Origin of the sequence: Rheinheimera faecalis (assembly GCF_021290965.1) — a bacterium.
In the GTDB taxonomy this organism is placed as follows: domain Bacteria; phylum Pseudomonadota; class Gammaproteobacteria; order Enterobacterales; family Alteromonadaceae; genus Pararheinheimera; species Pararheinheimera faecalis.
Map to the genome: position 1 here is coordinate 66127 of NZ_JAJOYT010000005.1, position 17333 is coordinate 83459.

Here is a 17333-nt window from a genome sequence, read left to right on the forward strand (position 1 = left end):
AGACAAGAGTGAACCCATGAACATGAAACATTTACTTTGGATTGAACAATGCCAGCCAGGACAGGACCTGATGCTTTGTGTCAAAGCTGAAGGTTTTCAGTTAAACCACGCCACCAATCTGAGTGCCGTGCTGAACTCTTGCTCTGTGCATCAACCGGATATAGTGGTGATGGCTGCTGAACTGGCTGAGATGCGTACAAGAGACTTAATGGTTCTGCTGAAAAAGCAGCACCCTTCTTGCCAAATCATAGTGCTGGTCGAAAAAGATCAACATGCAGTGGCCGCTGAGAGTCTGAACTACGGCGCTATTGATTATCTGCTGAAACCTTTTAACCAGCAGCAACTGCAAAACACCATCCGCAATGCGTCTTCAATCAGCCGTGGTTTAAAAGACTTAGTAGCTGTGTCTCTGGGTAGTCGTCAGGTGTTGCAACTGGCCAATCGCGCAGCACAAACCGATGCCACAGTGCTGTTGCATGGTGAGTCAGGCACAGGTAAAGAGCGTTTGGCTCGTTATATCCACAATGTCTCAGCACGCCGTGACCAGACCTATGTGGCAGTGAACTGTGCCGCTATCCCGGACAATATGCTCGAAGCCATGTTGTTTGGTTACAACAAAGGCGCTTTTACCGGTGCGGTCAGCCAGCAAATTGGTAAGTTTGAATCGGCTAATGGTGGCACTTTGTTGCTGGATGAAATTTCAGAGCTGCCACTTCCGTTGCAGGCCAAATTACTGCGGGTATTGCAGGAGCGTGAGTTAGAGCGTTTAGGCAGCAACAGCAAAATTAAACTGGATGTGCGTGTGATTGCAGCCAGTAACAAAGATTTACGTCAGTTGGTTGATCAGGGCCTGTTCCGCCAGGATTTATTTTATCGCCTGGATGTATTGCCACTGAGCTGGCCTGCACTTAGAGAACGCAAAGACGACATAATTCCGCTGGCTGAGTTTTTTGTGCAGAAGTATGCCGATGGCAAATATGTACTAAGCAAAGAAGCTAAAGCGGCGCTGTGCCACTACCACTGGCCAGGCAATGTGCGGGAACTGGAAAACGTGGTGCAGCGTGCTTTGGTGATGGCGCGGGGCATTGAAGTACAGGCCATTGACCTGAACTTACCTCTGCCAGCAGTGACAGCCCCGGAATCAGCCAGCATTAACCATCTGAAACTTAACAAAAAGAATGCCGAATTTGATTACATCCTGGGTGTACTGAACCAATTTAATGGTCACAGAACCCGGGCTGCAGAGGCTTTGGGCGTCAGCACCAGAGCTTTACGTTACAAACTGGCCGCTATGCGTGAGCATGGTGTCGATATTGATGCAATAGCTTAAGCAGCAGGAAGGATTAGCTATGATTTCTCCGTTAAATACCCAAGATGTGTTACTCAGCCAGTTTAGCCAGTTGCAACAAATTGCCAGTAATGAGCAAGTGATGCCAAGCAACAATGACAGTTCGGTGTCGGGCGATTTTGCCTCTGCTTTACGCTCTATCAACGCTCAGCAAAATCTGTCGTCTGACATGATGGCCGCCGTAGACGCTGGTCGCAGCGATGATGTGGTGGGCGCTATGGTTGCCAGCCAAAAAGCTGATTTGAGTTTTTCGATGTTGCTGCAAATCCGCAACAAAGTGATGAATGGTGTTGATGACATCATGCGTATGTCTCTGTAAGGCGGGTTTTGAATGAAAACTGAATTGGCAAAAGCTCTGCCTGTGGCGGCTTCAGACAACAGACTGCGGGAAAGAGTGATTAACTTATCCAGCAAAATGAACTGGTTACCTAATGGCGATAAGAGCCTGGCGTCCATTGCACTGCTGGCGACTTTAGTGGCGGCCACTATAGTGGTGATCCTCTGGACTTCGGCTAAAAACTTTGTGCCTTTGTACGGCAATCAGGAGCATTACGATAAAGCCGGTATAGTGGAAATTCTGGATAAAGAGCAGTTTCCATTTCGTATCGATACCGACAGCGGCAATATTATGGTGCCACAGGAACGCTTAGCCGATGCCCGTATTACGCTGGCGGCCCGCGGTATCAAGGCTGCAATGCCTGAAGGTTTGTCTGCTATGCAGGACAAAGTCACCATGGGCACCAGCCAGTTTATGGAGTCGATGCAATACCAACACGCCTTAGAAGGTGAACTGGCCCGAACTATTATTACTATGGATGGAGTGCGTAATGCCAGAGTGCATTTAGCTATTCCTAAACGTAATTTGTTTGTTGGCCGGCAGGAAGAAAAATCTGCAGCTTCTGTGATGGTGGATTTAGCTCCTGGTTATAACCTCAAACCTGAACAAGTCGAAGCTATTGTCAGCCTGGTTGCCGGCAGTATCCCTGGCCTGGATAGCCGCAATATTTCTGTTGTGGATCAACGCGGTAAGTTAGTCAGCGGCGATCTGTTTGATGAAACTCCGGTCGGTAAAGAAACCGACAAAAAACTCGCCTTTATTGAAAAAGTGGAACGTTCTGTCGAAGAGCGGGCCTCTATTATGTTGCTGCCTATTTTAGGCGATGGCAATTACCGTATTCAGGTGTCTGCTGATGTCGACTTTAACGTGGTGGAAGAAACCCGTGAAGCGCTGGATAAAGAAGGCGTTTTAAAAAGTGAAAACAGCAAAACCGACTCGATGTTGGATCAATTGGCGATGGGTATTCCAGGCTCTTTAGCCAACCAGCCGCCTGTGCCAGCTCAACCTGGTGCTGCCGCAGCACAACCTGATAACAATGAACGTACCTCACAACGTAATGAAATGCGCCGTGAATTTGATACAGGCAAAGCCATTACCCATACCCGCTATGAAATAGGCCGGGTGCGCAGTCAAAGTGTGTCTGTGCTGGTGAATGAAGCCGCAGCAGGTGCAACACCATGGACTCCGGAGCGTTTAGCCCAGTTAGGTGAAATGATTAAAACTGCGACTGGCCATCAGGCCGAACGGGGTGATCAATTTAATATCACCAGTTTTGGTTTTGTGCCCAGTGATGCGGCAACTCAAATGGAAGGCATGGCCTGGTGGCAAATGCCTGAAATGAAAGAGTATTTACGGTATCTAATCGGCGCCATTATTGGCCTGGCTCTGGTGATTTTTGGTGTCCGTCCTTTAGTCAATCATTTGGTCAGCCGTAAAAACAAAGAACAACACAATGCCGCAGGGTTCCAGGGCATGGCTGGGGCACAGAACCTGACGCAGATGCAAAACGCTGATGCCGCTTCAGGACCTGCAGTCCTGGATGCGAAGGCAGACCCTGCCTTAACCAACGCAACATCCAACGGGCCACAACATAATATTCATTTACCTGAAGTGGGTTCTGAATTTGCTCAGCAAATCAACCACCTGCAATTGCTGGCCAACCGTGAGTCTGACCGGGTGACAGCGGTAATCAAATACTGGATAGAACGAGGAGTCAGCATTGAATCCGTTAAGAGCTGAACAAAGCAAGCAGATCTCTGATCTGGACAGAGCCGCTATCCTGCTGCTGAGTATGGGCGAAGAAAATGCAGCCTGCATTATCAAGAAGTTAGGCCGTAATGAAGTACGGGCTTTGTCGGAGCGTATGGCAAAAATTGCCAATGTAACTCAGGACGATGTGGCCACTATTTTGACTGACTTTTTTGATCAATACCGCACCGAAAGTGGCGTCAGCGGTGCTTCACGTGTTTATCTGGAGCGGGCTTTGGATAAAGCTGTTGGCCGTAAGTTGGCCCGTGGCATGCTGGATGATATTTACGGTGGCGCTTTAGCCGATGACGTACGCCGGCTGGAATGGGTGCCTGCTGAGCTCCTGGTGCGTTTTATGGAGCAGGAACATATTCAGATGCAGGCGCTTATTCTGGCCTTTTTACCTGCAGAGCAAGCCAGCACTATACTGAGTTTATTTCCGGCGCAAAAACACGATGATATTTTGTTCCGTATTGCAAATATGCGGGAAGTCAGCGAACACGTGATTGAAGATTTACGTTACACGCTGGAGCGTTGTATTGAGTATGTTGGCGAACAAGTGGGCGCCCGTATCAACGGCGTGCAACAAGTCGCTGACATTATGAACAGATACAGCGGCAATAAATCTGAAGTGATGGATCTGCTGAAAAAACACGACATCACTATGGCCGATGCTATTGAAGACAAGATGTATGACTTCTACAGCTTAAGCCGCCAAAGCGAAGATGTGCTGAATCAACTGCTGACGGATATACCGGACGAGCTTTGGGTGACTGCACTCAAAGGCGCCGATGTGTCGCTGACCGAAAGCATTTTGGCTGTGTTGCCAAAACGTCTGGCTCAGGTTTATCGCCAGCAAATTGAGACGATGAAACCTCAGCCTGTGCGTAAAGTTGAAGCTGCCCGCGCTGAAATTATGACCATAGTCAAACAAATGATGGCGGCAGGACGACTGGAGTATCGCCTCTATCCTGAAGAGACGGTAGGTTGATATGAGCGCCGTGTTGCAGCAGGACCAACAATTTCGCTTTCCCGCTTTGCAGCGCAAAGATGGTAATGCCACAGTGCAGCAATTGAGTGAGCAGTTTTATCAGCAGGGCTTTCAGGCTGGTGTTGCGGCGACTGAACAAGAGGCTTATCAACGTGGTGTCGCCGAAGGTCAGCAGCAATTAGAGCAGTTCTGGCAAAAAGAGCTGGAAAAGCAGCAAAACGAATTGGCGCAAAAACAGCAACGTGCTTTGGATTTTTTAACCGAACAATTTAATCAGCAGTTGCAGCACAAAGAACAGCAACTGGGGCAGGAATTGTTATTGCTGGTGCAACAGCTGGCAAGCACAGTGCTGCAAACTGAGTTGGTGTTGCAACCTTCGTTGTTACAACTGGCTATTGATCAGTTATTACCGCAACTGGGTGCTACAGATCCTCTGGTGTCCATTCAGTTGTCCCAGGCCGATGCGCCGCTATTTAACGGTATCCGCCATATTCAGCAAATTCCGTTGCAGTTTGATGCGGCCTTGCCTTCAGGCCGGGTGCAGTTTAATGGTCGTCAGCAATTGCATCAGCTGGATTTTCAGCAGCGTTTAGAGCAAGCCATGTTGCCTGTGCGTCGCCAGTTGTTGGGCGAAGATGCGTAAGTCATTTAGCGACAGCCTGAGTCTGGCGAGGGCACAAATTCAGCCACCGGATTGGGTGCATAGTTACGGCCGTTTGTTGCGCGTCAACGGCATGATTTTATCTGCCGCTGGTCACAGTTTTACTTTAGGTCAGCGTTGTCAGATTGAAAGTGAAGATGGCCATTGGTTTGATGCTGAAGTGGTAGGTTTTGACACCGATCAGGCGTTTTTAATGCCGCTGACTGCTGTGGATGGTTTAAGAGCAGGCGCCCGTGTTCGTACTGTAGCAACAGCCAGTCAGTTGCTGGTTTCCACTGAGCTGTTAGGCCGGGTGCTGGACGGGCTAATGTGTCCGCTCGATGGCAAAGCAGCCATTAAAACCGGCGATCGTATCAATGCGGCTTTACCCGCTGTTAACCCTTTGCAGAAAAAAGGCGTCAGTGCCCCCCTGGATGTAGGCATCCGTGCTATCAACTCGCTTTTTACTGTAGGTCAGGGCCAGCGTATGGGCTTGTTTGCTGGTTCAGGCGTAGGGAAAAGTAAGTTGCTGGGCATGATGACCCGCTATACCCAGGCCGATGTGGTGATCGTCGGTTTGATAGGGGAACGGGGCTGGGAAGTAAAAGATTTTATCGAACACAGTCTGGGCCCTGAAGGGTTAAAAAAGGCCATAGTCATTGCAGCACCGGCCGACCAGTCGCCTTTGCTGCGGTTAAAAGCGGCAGAGTTGAGCCACAGACTGGCGGCTTATTATCGTGATTTAGGTTTTAACGTCTTGCTGCTGGTCGATTCATTGACCCGTTACGCCCATGCGCAGCGCGAAATAGCTTTGTCTGTTGGTGAACCTCCTGCGACTAAAGGTTATCCGCCTTCGGTCTTTAGTAAGCTGACGCAATTGGTTGAAAAAGCAGGTAACAGTGCAGATAGCAAAGGCAGTATGACGGCTATTTATACCGTATTGGCTGAAGGCGATGATCAGCAGGACCCAATAGCGGACGCAGCGCGCGCTATTCTGGATGGTCACGTGGTATTAAGCCGTACTCTGGCTGAACGTGGGCATTATCCGGCCATTGATATAGGTGCTTCGATCAGCAGGGTCATGCCACAAATAGTGCCGGATCAGCAGCTGAAGCATGCTTATGCCTTAAAACGATTGTATTCACGGTATTTACAAGTGCAGGAATTGATCCCTTTAGGTGCTTACCAAATGGGTAAAGATCAGGAGCTCGACAGAGCGGTGCAACTCTATCCGGCCATCGAACATTTTTTATGTCAGGGTTTACAGCAAAGCTCTGATTTTCAGCAATCCCAAGCCGATTTAACTAAATTGTTGAGTTAAGCCTATGTTGAAAAAATATCTGGAACAACAGCAAGCCAATTTAAAGCAAATGGGACAACGCCAGCAGCAACTGAATCAGCAGGCGGCCAATGAAGAACGGCGTTTGCAACTGCTGACCGAGCATATTTCTGGTATGGAACGCAGTTACCAGATGAAATCGGCTTTGAGTTTACAAAATCTGGCGTCAATGAAAACAGTGTTGCAGGACATGCAACAGCAGCAGCAGGAAAAAGTAGGGGCTGCTTTGTCTGAACTGCAGCAGCAACAACTGGTGTGTCAGAAACAAGTGGCTTACAGCAAAGGCATAGAAGCTGTGATCCATAACCGTGAGTACAGTGCGCTACAAAAACAGCAAAAAGCTGAGCAACAGCAGGCCGATGAAATTGCGATGCAGCTGTTTCAGTTGAGGCTGAGAAAGCCAGCCTGAAAAATAGCATAGGTTAAGTCACTCTTTTCTAAATCAAAATTTTCGGGCTACACTGGTGAAAGGCTGCGTTTAGCCTTTATAACCAGAAGAGAGTCCTTATGAAACTTATAAAAATAATACTAATTGGTTTTTTACTGGCTGTTGCTGTGCTGCTGCTTGCCGCTTTGGTGTTGCCTTCGTCTTATCAGGTCGAACGCAGCGTCAGTATCAATAAACCCAAAGATCAGGTGTTCAGTTATCTGGTGCTGTTAAAAAATCAGGATAACTTCAGCGTCTGGATGGCTTTGGATCCGAATGTGAAAAAAACCTACCAGGGTGAAGATGGCACTGTAGGTTTTGTGTCGGCATGGCACAGCGAAAAAGAGCAAGTCGGTACAGGTGAACAGGAAATTACCGCCATCAAACCCGGTGAACGTATTGATTACGAACTGCGTTTTTTAAAGCCTTTTGCCTCGGTATCTCCGGCTTATCTGCTGCTTGAACAAAGCGCTGCCACCGAAACAAAAGTCACCTGGGGTTTTCAGGGCGACATGCCTTATCCGATGAACCTGTTATTGCTGGTGATGGATATGGAAGGGCTGATAGGTAAAGATCTGCAACAAGGTCTGGATAACCTCAAAAATCTGCTGGAACAACCTGCGGCAAGTTAAAAAAGGGGGACTGTTCCCCCTATTTTTGGTCAAATGTTGTGATAAGTGTCGATACTTCACTGATTTTTTGCAGCAGCAAAGCACGGTCAGCTCTGGTTTCAATATTCAGGCGCAGTAGAGGCTCAGTATTGGAGCTGCGTAAACTCAGGCGCCAGTCTTTAAAAATTAAATCCAGACCATCTAATAGGTTGATCGTCAGCAATTCTGCCTGATAATGCTGCTGAATATGCTGCATCACTAAAGTGGCATCTTTGACTTTAAAGTTGATTTCATCACTGCACGGGAATTGCTGTTGCAGCTGTTTAACCATGGACGAGAGCGGCACTGACTGTTGCGACAATAGCTGCGCGACCAGCAACCAGGGAATGGTGCCGTTGTCGCAGTAAGCGAAGTCACGAAAATAGTGATGTGCACTGATTTCTCCGCCATAGAGTGCATTTTCAGCGCGCATTTTTTCTTTCATATAGACATGACCGGTCTGACTCAGTACCGCAATACCACCACTTTGGGCGACACTTTGCTGCGTTGCCCAATATAAACGGGGGTCATGCACTATTTTTTGCTGTGGATTGATGCTCAGCAAAGCCTGAGCTAACAAACTGACCAGATAATAGCCATCAATAAACTGGCCCTGTTCGTCAAAGAAAAAACAGCGGTCAAAGTCACCATCCCATGCCACACCAAAATCGGCCTGATGATCAAGTACAGCCTGGCTGGTCACAGCGCGATTTTCCACTAACAACGGATTTGGTACTCCGGTTGGAAAAGTGCCATCAGGTTCAAACTGCAGTGGAATAATCTGTAATGGTAACAGCGGTGCTAATGCATTGACCACCAGCCCTGCACCACCGTGGCCTGCATTCATCACTACTTTTAATGGTTTTAGCTGGCTGACCTGAATGTAAGTCAGCAGATGCTGGAGATAAGCGGGCAAGGTTTGCTGCTGCTGATAAACGCCAGGCGAAATGCCTGATTGGGTAAAGTCAGCACTGGCGACTAAGTGTTTAATCTGCTGCAGTTCGTCTTGCGCATTCAGTGGCACTGCATCTTTACCCACCAGCTTCATACCATTGTAATTGGCTGGATTATGGCTAGCAGTGATACAAATACCGGCGTCTGCATTCAGGTGAAAGACTGAAAAATACACTTGTTCCGTGCCGCAAAGGCCTATATCAATGACGTTGGCGCCACCTTCGGTTAAACCTTTGGCTAAAGCTGCGCTTAATGCCGGGCTAGACAGCCGGATATCATGGCCTATGACTACAGTTTTAGCTGATAACACCTGACATAAAGCTCTGCCAATACGCCAGGCTAACTCTTCATTGAGCTGTTCTGGCACAGTGCCACGAATATCATAAGTTTTAAAACAAGAGACAGGCCACATAAGCTATTTTCTTTTGAAGCAAATAATGCCCGAGTATACCGCTTTTAATACCTACAGACATCACCAGGCACTGATACCAAACTGATGCGGCACTGAGACTGACCTTTTTTATGGAGTGAGTAAGCTCTTTGTACCCAAAAATATCAGCCATTCAGGCCGACATTTAAGGGATCAACAGCAACTCACCTAACTGTCTGTTTAACTATGAAAAAGGAATAATCATGTCTCTTATCAATATTCTTGTCGCAGTGAACGCTTCTGAACTGGCTGAACGTTTAGGCGATGGTTCTATGAAACCTGGCTCTGTCAGCAGCCCAACCAACTTAGGTGCATGGGGCGGTTCTGATGTGTTCGTATCGATGATTGCTCAAAACAGCTATGTTTCCAGTAATCAGGGTGGTTCTGAACTGGATGTTAAAGCCAACTCAGGGGATACAGTGCGCTGGACCGTCAGTACTTTTGATGGTGACACAGATTACACAGCGTTTTTGTACAGCGGCAGCTTTAACCCATCCGCCAGTATTACAGCGTTAAGTTACTTTAATATGCATACCAGCGTGTATCTGCCAAGCGGTTCAGATCCGGTCAATGGCACTTTGCAGTTGTTCCACAACAATGCCTACGCCACTCAAGGTACTGTGATTGAACCTGGTCAGAAAATTCAGTACACCCTGAGCTTTAAACTGGTCAACAACAGCACAGGCGCCATTATTGGTTACTTCACCTGGGATCCGTTTATCAGTATCTCCAACTAAGTTTTCTCCTTCTGACACAGGCCTGAACTTCAGGCCTGTTTTTTTATATTTACTCCATACCCTATACTTTTTTGTCATGATTTTGAGTGTCCACCAGGCTTCAGTGCTGAAATGGCGGTATCAATTTAGTATCACGTTGGTCTCTGGTTAATCATTTGTAAATTTCGAACTGGACTAAAAATAGTACCAGGTTCATAATTTTGTCTCTTTTTTGAAAACAAAACCGTCTAGACTCAAGGCTGGTTTTGCTGATGCCATTCTCTTTTTCAATTCGTGGAGTGAACGCCTTATGCAAGAAGCTCTGGTATTAAAAGTTGAGTTGCTTAAATCACTGCGGCAACAACGTTTTCTGAGCCAGGAAGATTTGTTTAATGCCTGCCAGCAACGTTCATTACGGGTGTCGCTGGCGACCATTAAAAGAGCGGAAACAGGTAAAAAAGTGAGTTACCGCACAGTACGGGAATTATCCGCTTTTTATGCAGTGCCGGCTTTGTCTTTGGTGATGCAGGAATCAGCTGACTCCGGTTTAGTCTGACCGGAGTCTCTGATTTATTTTTCAGGAAAACGTTGTTTCTCGGCCATACATTTTGCTTGGGTCAACGCAAAAACCTGTCCTGATTTATTGTGTTTTAACTGACATTGCCCTTGCTCAATCTGCAGGATAAAGAGGTTGGCTAAATCCATATGACGACCATCTAAAGGACGGCCTTTGTCATCTTTTAGCACTACGGATTCGACCCAGATCTGGCTTTCAAACAAATAAGCATTGTCTGCCAGCTTCACCAAAGGTCCGCCTACGGCTTTTTGGATTTGTTGTTGTAGCTCCAGCTTCACTTCTGGTGATGTTTCTGTCAGCACAGCAGGTTCTGCAACCGCCTGAACCTGCTGACAAGCACTGATAATCAACAACATGCTTCCTAAAGTGGCATATTTTAAAAACAAGCTGTTACTCACTATTGTTGGTCCCTGATGGGTTGACGAATACTGTTGGTTAATGTCCTGTCAGACGGATCTTTAACTGCTAAGCCGTCTGTTTTGGTAGAGCCTGATACACCAGCAGCAATGCCGGATCTCGCCCCCAAAGCTTTATTTACTCCTGATCCTGGCAAAGTCAGGCAGCTGTTATTATCCACATAATACAAAGCAGCTTCCAACATATCTTCTTCCGGATCACCCAGGGCTTTAGAGAAATCATCAGCAACAGGGCAGCCTTTTACATCTGCAGCAAAGACAGGGCTGTTGGTTGGATTAAAACCATCAGCGTAGTCGCCAAATCCTTTGAAGTTAATTCCACTGAACTGGATAGTAAAGTAGGTGGTGCCGCAGTTATCTTGTGGGTAAAAACCATAAGGTTTACCACAGGTTTTGCCGCCTATCTGGATCACTTCTACATCTATGCCGCGAAGACCATTCATAAAAGCTTCGCTGGCGGAACAGGTATTGTCTGTGGTTAACACATAGATCCGGCTTAAATTTAAACTAGGCAAAGTAGTGTTAGTTAAAGTCCCCGTTTCATAGTTGATTTCACGGCTATAAAAAGGCGTTGGGCTTAAGCTGTCACCTGTAATAGGATTGGTATTAGGATATTTATCATTAAACTGCAGGCGCTCGAAATACCGGCCCTGAATAATATCCGGACCCGTCACCATATACCCCAATTGTCCGGCCAAGGCTAATAAACCACCACCGTTGTAGCGCAAGTCCACCACCAGTTCTGAGATGGCTGCATCCCGGAATAATTCAACAGCATCAATCAATTGCTGCTGAGCTGGCACTATATAACTATTAAACTGGACATAACCGACCGGGCCTGAGTCCGTAGTGATCACCTTCGCATTCTGCACAGGGGTGGAAGCTACATCCGCTGATCTGAGCTGATAGCTAACTTCGGTATTTTCAACAGTACGGAATTTAAAACTATGTGTTTCACCGGCATTGGCAGGGAACAGGCCTGCATTTAAGGTATTGACGCCGCTGCTGGTGCCGTCATTCACAAAATCTATACCATCAACTTCAAGTAAAAAGTCACCTCTTTTGACTCCCGCTAAGGCAGCAGGAGAATTGGGCTCGGTATACGCCACTGTAAAAGAACGTGGTGCGCTGGTTGATACAACAGACCATTCAATACCATAACCTGAACTGACACCGGATTGGGATTGTTGCTGGTATTCAGCTGTGTTTTCTGTGAAATGAAATTGGTCTTTAGCGACACCTGAATCAGTGACAGCTGTGGTTTTTAGCAGGTTAAAATAGGCGGCAATGCTGTAACTGGTTGGATCCAGATCGGCAACTTCGCTATACCAAAGATAAGTTCTGTTGTTCCAGGACCTTAGCCACATTTTTTCATGCATAGCTGTACCGGCTTTATCCGGATAAACACCACCATTAAATGGATCAGCGCCTGAACGAGGGGCTACGCAAAAGTTTTTGAATTGAGATTCGTTGTTGAATTGGCCTGCTGTCCAGACTGGTGCTGTCGGAGCTCCGCCTCCTGTTCCACCTGTTCCACCTGTGCCGCCTGTATTCCCTGTGCTACCGCCACCACCTCCGCATGACACCAGGGTGACCAGAGTAATAAAAAGGGGCAGGGTTAATTTGATAGTCTGCTGCATCACATCTCTCCATTTGACTGCACTATAAGGCTGGCGCTAAACGCCTTATTCCTCAGAGGATCTTTCGCCAGTGTAAGCTAAGTTTGTCATTTTGGCTTGTTCAGTTAGAGCAGGTTTTCAACCTTTTTGTGTCGCTATATTTACATCAGACTGTATATACGTCAAAAAGGCTTAGCAATTTGTCTCCTGATATCTTTACATCAGGCGCTATTAAGACGAGCTGTGTGACAAAAAGTCTTAGCGATCTGTACCCGGATACTTACGTTTTGCCGCACAAACAAATGCAAAATTTCCGGGCATAACTAAATCCGGATGGCGGATTTTATTAAATAAAGCCCATCCGCCTTTGTAGCGACCAGGTTCAATACGATGCATATACTGGCCGCCTTTTTGGCCATCCAGCATGGCAATAACCCTGTTGCCTTCGACGACAAAACCATCACCAAACTGATCGACAAAATGCCCTTTGGTCAGCAAGACTCTGTCATTGCAAAGCTGAGCGGTAAACTGTAAGCGGCGTTGTTGGTCTCTGATCTTCAGGGTATTCACTTCATAGCTGTATTCCCAGTGTTCAGGGCTTTGTTGCAGCTCGCCTTTTTCTACTTTGATAAGCGTCTGTCCTGAGGCATCGGACATCATAAAAGAAAAACATAACCAGCCTGATTCAGAGTGCAGCGTAAAAAACTCCTGCCCATTGACCCAGATACAGTGCTGTTCACTATCGCCAGGGACGAAGTCAGCATACACAGTGTTCATCCCGACAGACACCTGTACTCTGCGGTTTGGATCAAAACTAAAACCGGGTTTATTGATACGTTGTTGGTTAAAAGGCTGATTGATACGTTCCACTAAGGTATTGCGGCTGAGTAAAGCACTGCGCAATTGTTTGGCGTGTAAGGGGCAAATCAGCACTGCAGAGGAACTAGTGGGCTGCTGACCAGGCTGATCACTGGGCTGAGCATAGTAGCGAAACACCGGACTGCCGCAGAACACACAGCCATAAAAACACTGCTGGCGTGTTTGCAATTTTTGTTGTTCTGTTAAATCTGCTGCCAAAGTTAATTCTGGTCTATGTTCCTCAACTGGCTGCATATCGATAAAACCTGCATAAATAGTAATGTAAAACTCAAGTCTCTAAATTAACTGAGGATCACGAGCTTTCACAATGCCTGAAAAGGGAAAAAACACAATAAAGAGCGAAAAAATGAAAAAAAGCTGAGCTATGTCAACTGCGGCGGTTTTCAGCCTGCAGTGCTTTTGATCTGATCAAAATAAGCTGGATGCTGGCGCCATAACTCTTTAGCAGGTTGTTGTTGGTATTTCCGCAGTAAAGGGTCGAATACCGGAATCTTCAGCAGTGCATCCAGTGAGCTTATTAATTGCTGCAGGTTTTTATCTTTCAGGCGATTCTGCCGTTGATAACGCTGTATCAGCTCGGGCAGGTTGGTGTTTTGTTGTTGCAGTTTCTGGTTGGCCTCAATAAAAAACAAGGTGCTGCCCCAGTAGGCTGCTTTATAACGTCTTTGTTGTAGCCAGAGTTTTAACTGCGCCACCAACGCCAGCTCTGAAACCTGCAGTAATGGTGCGACCTGCTGTAGTTTTTGCAGATACCAGGACGCCGGACTGCCCGTTAATTGTTGCTGTTGCTGCAGCACCTGATATTGCATATAACTGGCAAAACCTTCGGCAAACCATAAGTCTTCTCTATCCAGTAAGGGCAATGCCAGATGACTAAACTCATGGGCGGCTGTCCAGTCTTGCTGAAATGCAGTCAAATCAAAACTGCTGTCCACCTGAAAAAACACTTTCTGCTTGTCCATACGTTGGGTATAAGCCCAGGGCACAGGTTCTGATGCTGTGCGGCGCGATAAATAGACGTGAGTGAGCAATGGATAAGGGCCCAGTACCTGATGAGCAGCGTTAAAGCTTTGATCCAGCCAGAGTCTGAGTTTCTGCTGCTCTGCTTTGGGGAATTCTTCAATGCCATTAAGCTGCATAGCGCCATTGGCCCAGGCAAAGTTGGAAATCAGTAATAACACCGCCAGTAAACGCATACCACTCCACAAAAGTCAGAACGAGGTGCCAAATACCTGATTATAGAGTTCAGTCAGTTGAGCCCGGTCAGCAGCATCAACCCAGCCTAAATGTGCATCCAGATAACTTTTCTGCTGCGAGACTTGCTTCAGGCGCTGTTGGAAAAACTGAGCGAGCTGCTGGCCTTCCGGTGTTTTAGCACACAGGATATAGCCCAGCATATAAGGTTCTGCTTCTTCTATGCTAAAACTTGTCAGCTCCGTATGCTGACTGTGCTGTGCCAGATAGTGCTGCATCACATTAGGGTATTCAATCAGCAAATCGACTCTGTCTTGCACCAGCATATCAATCAGCCCGGCAGACATGTCGACAGAACGGCGTTGCCAAAACTTATCTTGCCATTGGGGTTGTTTAAGCAATGTATCCAAATGGTCGCCATAAGAGCGGCCCCCACCTACTGCAAAATGCAGTTTATTGTCGTTTTCAAGCAACTGCTGCAAACTGATTTTTTGCTGCTCATTTAGTTGTTGTTGCAGATACTGCGTTGTTTTGGATGATGTTTTGCTGTAAAGCCGCAACCCTGGAAAGACAGTATGAGGAATAGCAGTCGCATAGCTGAAGGTTAAACGTTCAGTGTTTTTGACTCTGTTGCCAGCGCAGGCTGATGCTTCTGTTTTTAACATCGCCATAGCTCGATCTGTTGTAGTCTGGACTGGCTCAGCCTGAAAAGCAGTCACATCCTGCATCAATAGCTTTAACGTTAAGCCATTGACATCCAAAGCCTGACGGTATTGTTTAGGGTTTTGATGGATGCTGCTGTCCGTTAACCAGATAAATTTCTGCACTGCCGCACAAGGAAAAGCCAGCACCAATCCGAACAAAAGAATAAACAGCGATTTTTGCATCTACATCATATCCTGCACTACATCTGAAATTCAGCATAGAGCAGGATCTGTTGGAATCACAATGCTATTTTATGAAGCTACTTTTTATGAAACCAGTTCTGTTACAGGTTTTTTCCCTGCAGTCAGGCTGCTGCCCAGGGATGCTGCTATCACAGAAAAGATGGCCAGCCACTGTAAAAGACTTAATTGTTCGGCCAGAATAATTAAGCCAGCCAAAGCAGCGATAGCTGGTTCTAAGCTCATTAATATGCTGAAACTCTGAGCCGGTAAACGTTTTAACGCCACCATCTCGAGGCTGTACGGAATAGCACTGGATAACAGCGCTACAGCAAAAGCAAAAGGCAATACACTCCAGCTAAAGAGTGTGGTACCTGCAGAAACTAAACCTATAGGAAACAAAAACAAAGCGGCCACTGCCATACCTAAAGCCACAGCTGTTCCGCCATGCAAAGCACCACCTGTTTTCTGGCCAAAGATAATATAACCAGCCCAACAAGCACCAGCCCCTAAAGCTAAAGCTACACCTAAGGGATCTAAAGCGCTGGCTTCGGTTTGCCATGGCAACAACAGGGCTATGCCCGCCATCGCCAAAGCAACCCAGAGTAAATCCAGTTTACGTTTAGACGAGAGCAGCGCCACAGCCAAAGGACCGGTGAATTCCAGCGCTACTGCTATACCCAGAGGAATTCGTTCAATTGCCAGATAAAACATCAGGTTCATGCCACCCAGACTAACGCCATAAAGCCAAAGCGCTTTTTGGTCCTGTTTAGCTGGCCAGTTTTTCCAGGGCTGAAAGACTAAAGACAAGATCAAAGCCGCAAAACCCACCCGCAAGGCCGTAGTGCCTTCTGGCCCAATCACAGGAAATAAGGTTTTAGCTAAAGATGCACCGGATTGGATCACCACCATAGCAACTAATACACTGGCAATGGCCCACCAAAACGAAGCATTACGGCTTTGTGGCATAAGATTCTCGTAATAAGGATAAAAAGGACGCTATTTTACCACTCAAGCTCAGCTGGTAGCGACAGGAAAAATTAGCTATTTCAAAGCCTTTGGCTGGTGAGCTGATTCAGTTTGCGCTAGTCTGCTGCATTAATTTTTGGGGTTTTCAGGACTGTTATGAAGTTATTTCGTATTCCGCTCTGGCTTTGGCTGTTATTTGTACTTGCAGGCCTTGGTTATGCTTTTCATCCTTATCTGTTAGAACAACTGAACCAAATGGAGCAAAAACGCCTGTTGGCTCAGCCTCAGCCTGTGGTGGCTCAGATGCCGCAGCGACTGGACTTTGTGCAACAAATGGCTGATTTAAGTTATTTAGCATCCACCGAACTGGCGGGTCGTGGCACAGGGCAAGCTGGCGGCGCAAAAGCTCAGCAATGGCTGGTCACAGAGTTCACTCAAATAGGTTTAGTTGCGGCTGGCACAGAAGGTTATTTGCAGTCATATCAACCGACCACAGGCAAAGCTCAACTGATGAAGGGGGCTGCTAATGTGTTGGGCCGGATTGAAGGCTCGGATCCTAGCTTACCTATGCTGGTGCTGACAGCGCATTACGATCATTTGGGTTTGCACCAGGGAAAAATTTATTTTGGTGCTGACGATAATGCGTCAGGTGTTGCCGCTTTGTTGGCGATGGCGCGTTATTTTAAGCAACATCCACCCCGCCATACTCTGTTGTTTGCCGCGTTGGACAACGAAGAAACCGGCATGTGGGGTGCCCGCATGTTGTTTGAGCAAGAGCTGCTGGCACCACAACGCGTGAAGCTGAATATCAATATGGATATGCTGAGCCACGACACCAATAAGCAGTTAATTGCTGTGGGTTCTTATCATTATCCGGAGCTGGAAAAGCCATTGCAGCAACTGCAGCAACAAAGTTCAGTGCGTTTATTATTGGGTTATGACAGACCAACATGGTTGGTTGGCACGCATCAGGACTGGACCTTAAGTTCAGACCACAGAGAGTTTCACAAAAGAGCAGTGCCTTTTGTCTATTTTGGTGTGCCGGATCACGCCGATTACCACCAGCCAACGGATACAGTGGAAAATATCGATCAAGAGTTTTACCGCGAAGTCAGCGAAACAGTGTTGGATGCGGTGCTGTTATTTGATGCTGGCTGATGAATATTATATGCCTGTGGTATGCTGAGTTCATTCCGGCATACCGCGGCGTCTCT

18 protein-coding genes are annotated in these 17333 nt (G+C 47.0%); 11 read left to right on the forward strand and 7 right to left on the reverse strand.

The window, feature by feature from the left end:
- Window positions 1–16: 16 nt before the first annotated feature.
- From LSG34_RS10510 to LSG34_RS10545, 8 genes are all read left to right on the forward strand, one after another.
- Complete coding sequence (locus LSG34_RS10510) at window positions 17–1330, forward strand: sigma-54-dependent transcriptional regulator (protein WP_269822866.1); 1314 nt, start codon at window positions 17–19, stop codon at window positions 1328–1330.
- Between the two features lie 19 nt (window positions 1331–1349).
- The gene (locus LSG34_RS10515; protein ID WP_233009054.1) at window positions 1350–1667 is read left to right on the forward strand and encodes a flagellar hook-basal body complex protein FliE; all 318 of its coding nucleotides are present in this window, start codon (window positions 1350–1352) and stop codon (window positions 1665–1667) included.
- A gap of 12 nt (window positions 1668–1679) precedes the next feature.
- On the forward strand, window positions 1680–3425 hold the full coding sequence (gene fliF, locus LSG34_RS10520; RefSeq protein ID WP_233009055.1) for a flagellar basal-body MS-ring/collar protein FliF: 1746 nt from the start codon (window positions 1680–1682) through the stop codon (window positions 3423–3425).
- Complete coding sequence (locus LSG34_RS10525; RefSeq protein ID WP_233009056.1) at window positions 3406–4425, forward strand: FliG C-terminal domain-containing protein; 1020 nt, start codon at window positions 3406–3408, stop codon at window positions 4423–4425. The genes fliF and LSG34_RS10525 overlap by 20 nt, the downstream gene beginning before the upstream one ends.
- Window position 4426: 1 nt before the next feature.
- Window positions 4427–5068 (forward strand): FliH/SctL family protein, encoded by a 642-nt coding sequence (locus tag LSG34_RS10530; protein WP_233009057.1) that lies wholly within the window; start codon window positions 4427–4429, stop codon window positions 5066–5068.
- Window positions 5061–6386, forward strand: coding sequence for a FliI/YscN family ATPase (locus LSG34_RS10535; RefSeq protein WP_269822867.1), 1326 nt, complete (start codon window positions 5061–5063; stop codon window positions 6384–6386). Before LSG34_RS10530 ends, LSG34_RS10535 begins: the two co-directional genes overlap by 8 nt.
- A gap of 4 nt (window positions 6387–6390) precedes the next feature.
- The gene (locus LSG34_RS10540; protein ID WP_233009058.1) at window positions 6391–6813 is read left to right on the forward strand and encodes a hypothetical protein; all 423 of its coding nucleotides are present in this window, start codon (window positions 6391–6393) and stop codon (window positions 6811–6813) included.
- 98 nt (window positions 6814–6911) lie between these two features.
- A complete protein-coding gene (locus LSG34_RS10545; protein WP_233009059.1) occupies window positions 6912–7463 on the forward strand; it encodes an SRPBCC family protein in 552 nt (183 codons plus the stop codon).
- Window positions 7464–7482: 19 nt separating this feature from the next.
- Here LSG34_RS10545 and LSG34_RS10550 read toward each other — a convergent pair whose 3' ends face one another.
- Complete coding sequence (locus LSG34_RS10550) at window positions 7483–8847, reverse strand: phosphohexomutase domain-containing protein (RefSeq protein ID WP_233009060.1); 1365 nt, start codon at window positions 8845–8847, stop codon at window positions 7483–7485.
- Between the two features lie 221 nt (window positions 8848–9068).
- On the opposite strand from LSG34_RS10550, the gene LSG34_RS10555 reads away from it, so the two are divergent.
- A complete protein-coding gene (locus LSG34_RS10555) occupies window positions 9069–9602 on the forward strand; it encodes an AidA/PixA family protein (protein ID WP_233009061.1) in 534 nt (177 codons plus the stop codon).
- 289 nt (window positions 9603–9891) lie between these two features.
- On the forward strand, window positions 9892–10137 hold the full coding sequence (locus tag LSG34_RS10560; RefSeq protein ID WP_233009062.1) for a helix-turn-helix domain-containing protein: 246 nt from the start codon (window positions 9892–9894) through the stop codon (window positions 10135–10137).
- A 14-nt stretch (window positions 10138–10151) separates the two neighbouring features.
- Here LSG34_RS10560 and LSG34_RS10565 read toward each other — a convergent pair whose 3' ends face one another.
- From LSG34_RS10565 to rhtA, 6 genes are all read right to left on the reverse strand, one after another.
- The gene (locus LSG34_RS10565) at window positions 10152–10556 is read right to left on the reverse strand and encodes a hypothetical protein (protein WP_233009063.1); all 405 of its coding nucleotides are present in this window, start codon (window positions 10554–10556) and stop codon (window positions 10152–10154) included.
- Window positions 10556–12214 carry a S41 family peptidase gene (locus LSG34_RS10570; protein WP_233009064.1) on the reverse strand — a complete coding sequence of 553 codons (1659 nt, stop codon included), beginning with the start codon at window positions 12212–12214 and terminating at the stop codon, window positions 10556–10558. The genes LSG34_RS10565 and LSG34_RS10570 overlap by 1 nt, the downstream gene beginning before the upstream one ends.
- A 237-nt stretch (window positions 12215–12451) precedes the next feature.
- Window positions 12452–13306 (reverse strand): hypothetical protein, encoded by an 855-nt coding sequence (locus LSG34_RS10575; RefSeq protein WP_233009065.1) that lies wholly within the window; start codon window positions 13304–13306, stop codon window positions 12452–12454.
- Window positions 13307–13455: 149 nt separating this feature from the next.
- Window positions 13456–14268, reverse strand: coding sequence for a hypothetical protein (locus LSG34_RS10580; RefSeq protein WP_233009066.1), 813 nt, complete (start codon window positions 14266–14268; stop codon window positions 13456–13458).
- Window positions 14269–14283: 15 nt separating this feature from the next.
- Entirely contained in the window at window positions 14284–15153 is an 870-nt protein-coding gene (locus LSG34_RS10585; protein WP_233009067.1) for a hypothetical protein, read from the reverse strand.
- Window positions 15154–15237: 84 nt separating this feature from the next.
- Window positions 15238–16119, reverse strand: a complete 882-nt coding sequence (rhtA, locus tag LSG34_RS10590) for a threonine/homoserine exporter RhtA (protein WP_233009068.1) — start codon at window positions 16117–16119, stop codon at window positions 15238–15240.
- 156 nt (window positions 16120–16275) lie between these two features.
- Here rhtA and LSG34_RS10595 point away from each other — a divergent pair, with 156 nt between their 5' ends.
- Window positions 16276–17277, forward strand: a complete 1002-nt coding sequence (locus LSG34_RS10595; RefSeq protein WP_233009069.1) for a M20/M25/M40 family metallo-hydrolase — start codon at window positions 16276–16278, stop codon at window positions 17275–17277.
- Window positions 17278–17333: the final 56 nt, after the last annotated feature.

Bases quoted from the DNA above. Each gene is read 5' to 3' on its own strand.
- fliF (WP_233009055.1), top strand. From the start codon at position 1,680: ATGAAAACTGAATTGGCAAAAGCTCTGCCTGTGGCGGCTTCAGACAAC.
- LSG34_RS10545 (WP_233009059.1), top strand. From the start codon at position 6,912: ATGAAACTTATAAAAATAATACTAATTGGTTTTTTACTGGCTGTTGCT.
- LSG34_RS10510 (WP_269822866.1), top strand. From the start codon at position 17: ATGAACATGAAACATTTACTTTGGATTGAACAATGCCAGCCAGGACAG.
- LSG34_RS10530 (WP_233009057.1), top strand. From the start codon at position 4,427: ATGAGCGCCGTGTTGCAGCAGGACCAACAATTTCGCTTTCCCGCTTTG.
- LSG34_RS10540 (WP_233009058.1), top strand. From the start codon at position 6,391: ATGTTGAAAAAATATCTGGAACAACAGCAAGCCAATTTAAAGCAAATG.
- LSG34_RS10585 (WP_233009067.1), bottom strand. From the start codon at position 15,153: ATGCAAAAATCGCTGTTTATTCTTTTGTTCGGATTGGTGCTGGCTTTT.
- rhtA (WP_233009068.1), bottom strand. From the start codon at position 16,119: ATGCCACAAAGCCGTAATGCTTCGTTTTGGTGGGCCATTGCCAGTGTA.
- LSG34_RS10560 (WP_233009062.1), top strand. From the start codon at position 9,892: ATGCAAGAAGCTCTGGTATTAAAAGTTGAGTTGCTTAAATCACTGCGG.
- LSG34_RS10580 (WP_233009066.1), bottom strand. From the start codon at position 14,268: ATGCGTTTACTGGCGGTGTTATTACTGATTTCCAACTTTGCCTGGGCC.
- LSG34_RS10570 (WP_233009064.1), bottom strand. From the start codon at position 12,214: ATGCAGCAGACTATCAAATTAACCCTGCCCCTTTTTATTACTCTGGTC.
- LSG34_RS10575 (WP_233009065.1), bottom strand. From the start codon at position 13,306: ATGCAGCCAGTTGAGGAACATAGACCAGAATTAACTTTGGCAGCAGAT.
- LSG34_RS10535 (WP_269822867.1), top strand. From the start codon at position 5,061: ATGCGTAAGTCATTTAGCGACAGCCTGAGTCTGGCGAGGGCACAAATT.
- LSG34_RS10550 (WP_233009060.1), bottom strand. From the start codon at position 8,847: ATGTGGCCTGTCTCTTGTTTTAAAACTTATGATATTCGTGGCACTGTG.
- LSG34_RS10555 (WP_233009061.1), top strand. From the start codon at position 9,069: ATGTCTCTTATCAATATTCTTGTCGCAGTGAACGCTTCTGAACTGGCT.
- LSG34_RS10595 (WP_233009069.1), top strand. From the start codon at position 16,276: ATGAAGTTATTTCGTATTCCGCTCTGGCTTTGGCTGTTATTTGTACTT.
- LSG34_RS10515 (WP_233009054.1), top strand. From the start codon at position 1,350: ATGATTTCTCCGTTAAATACCCAAGATGTGTTACTCAGCCAGTTTAGC.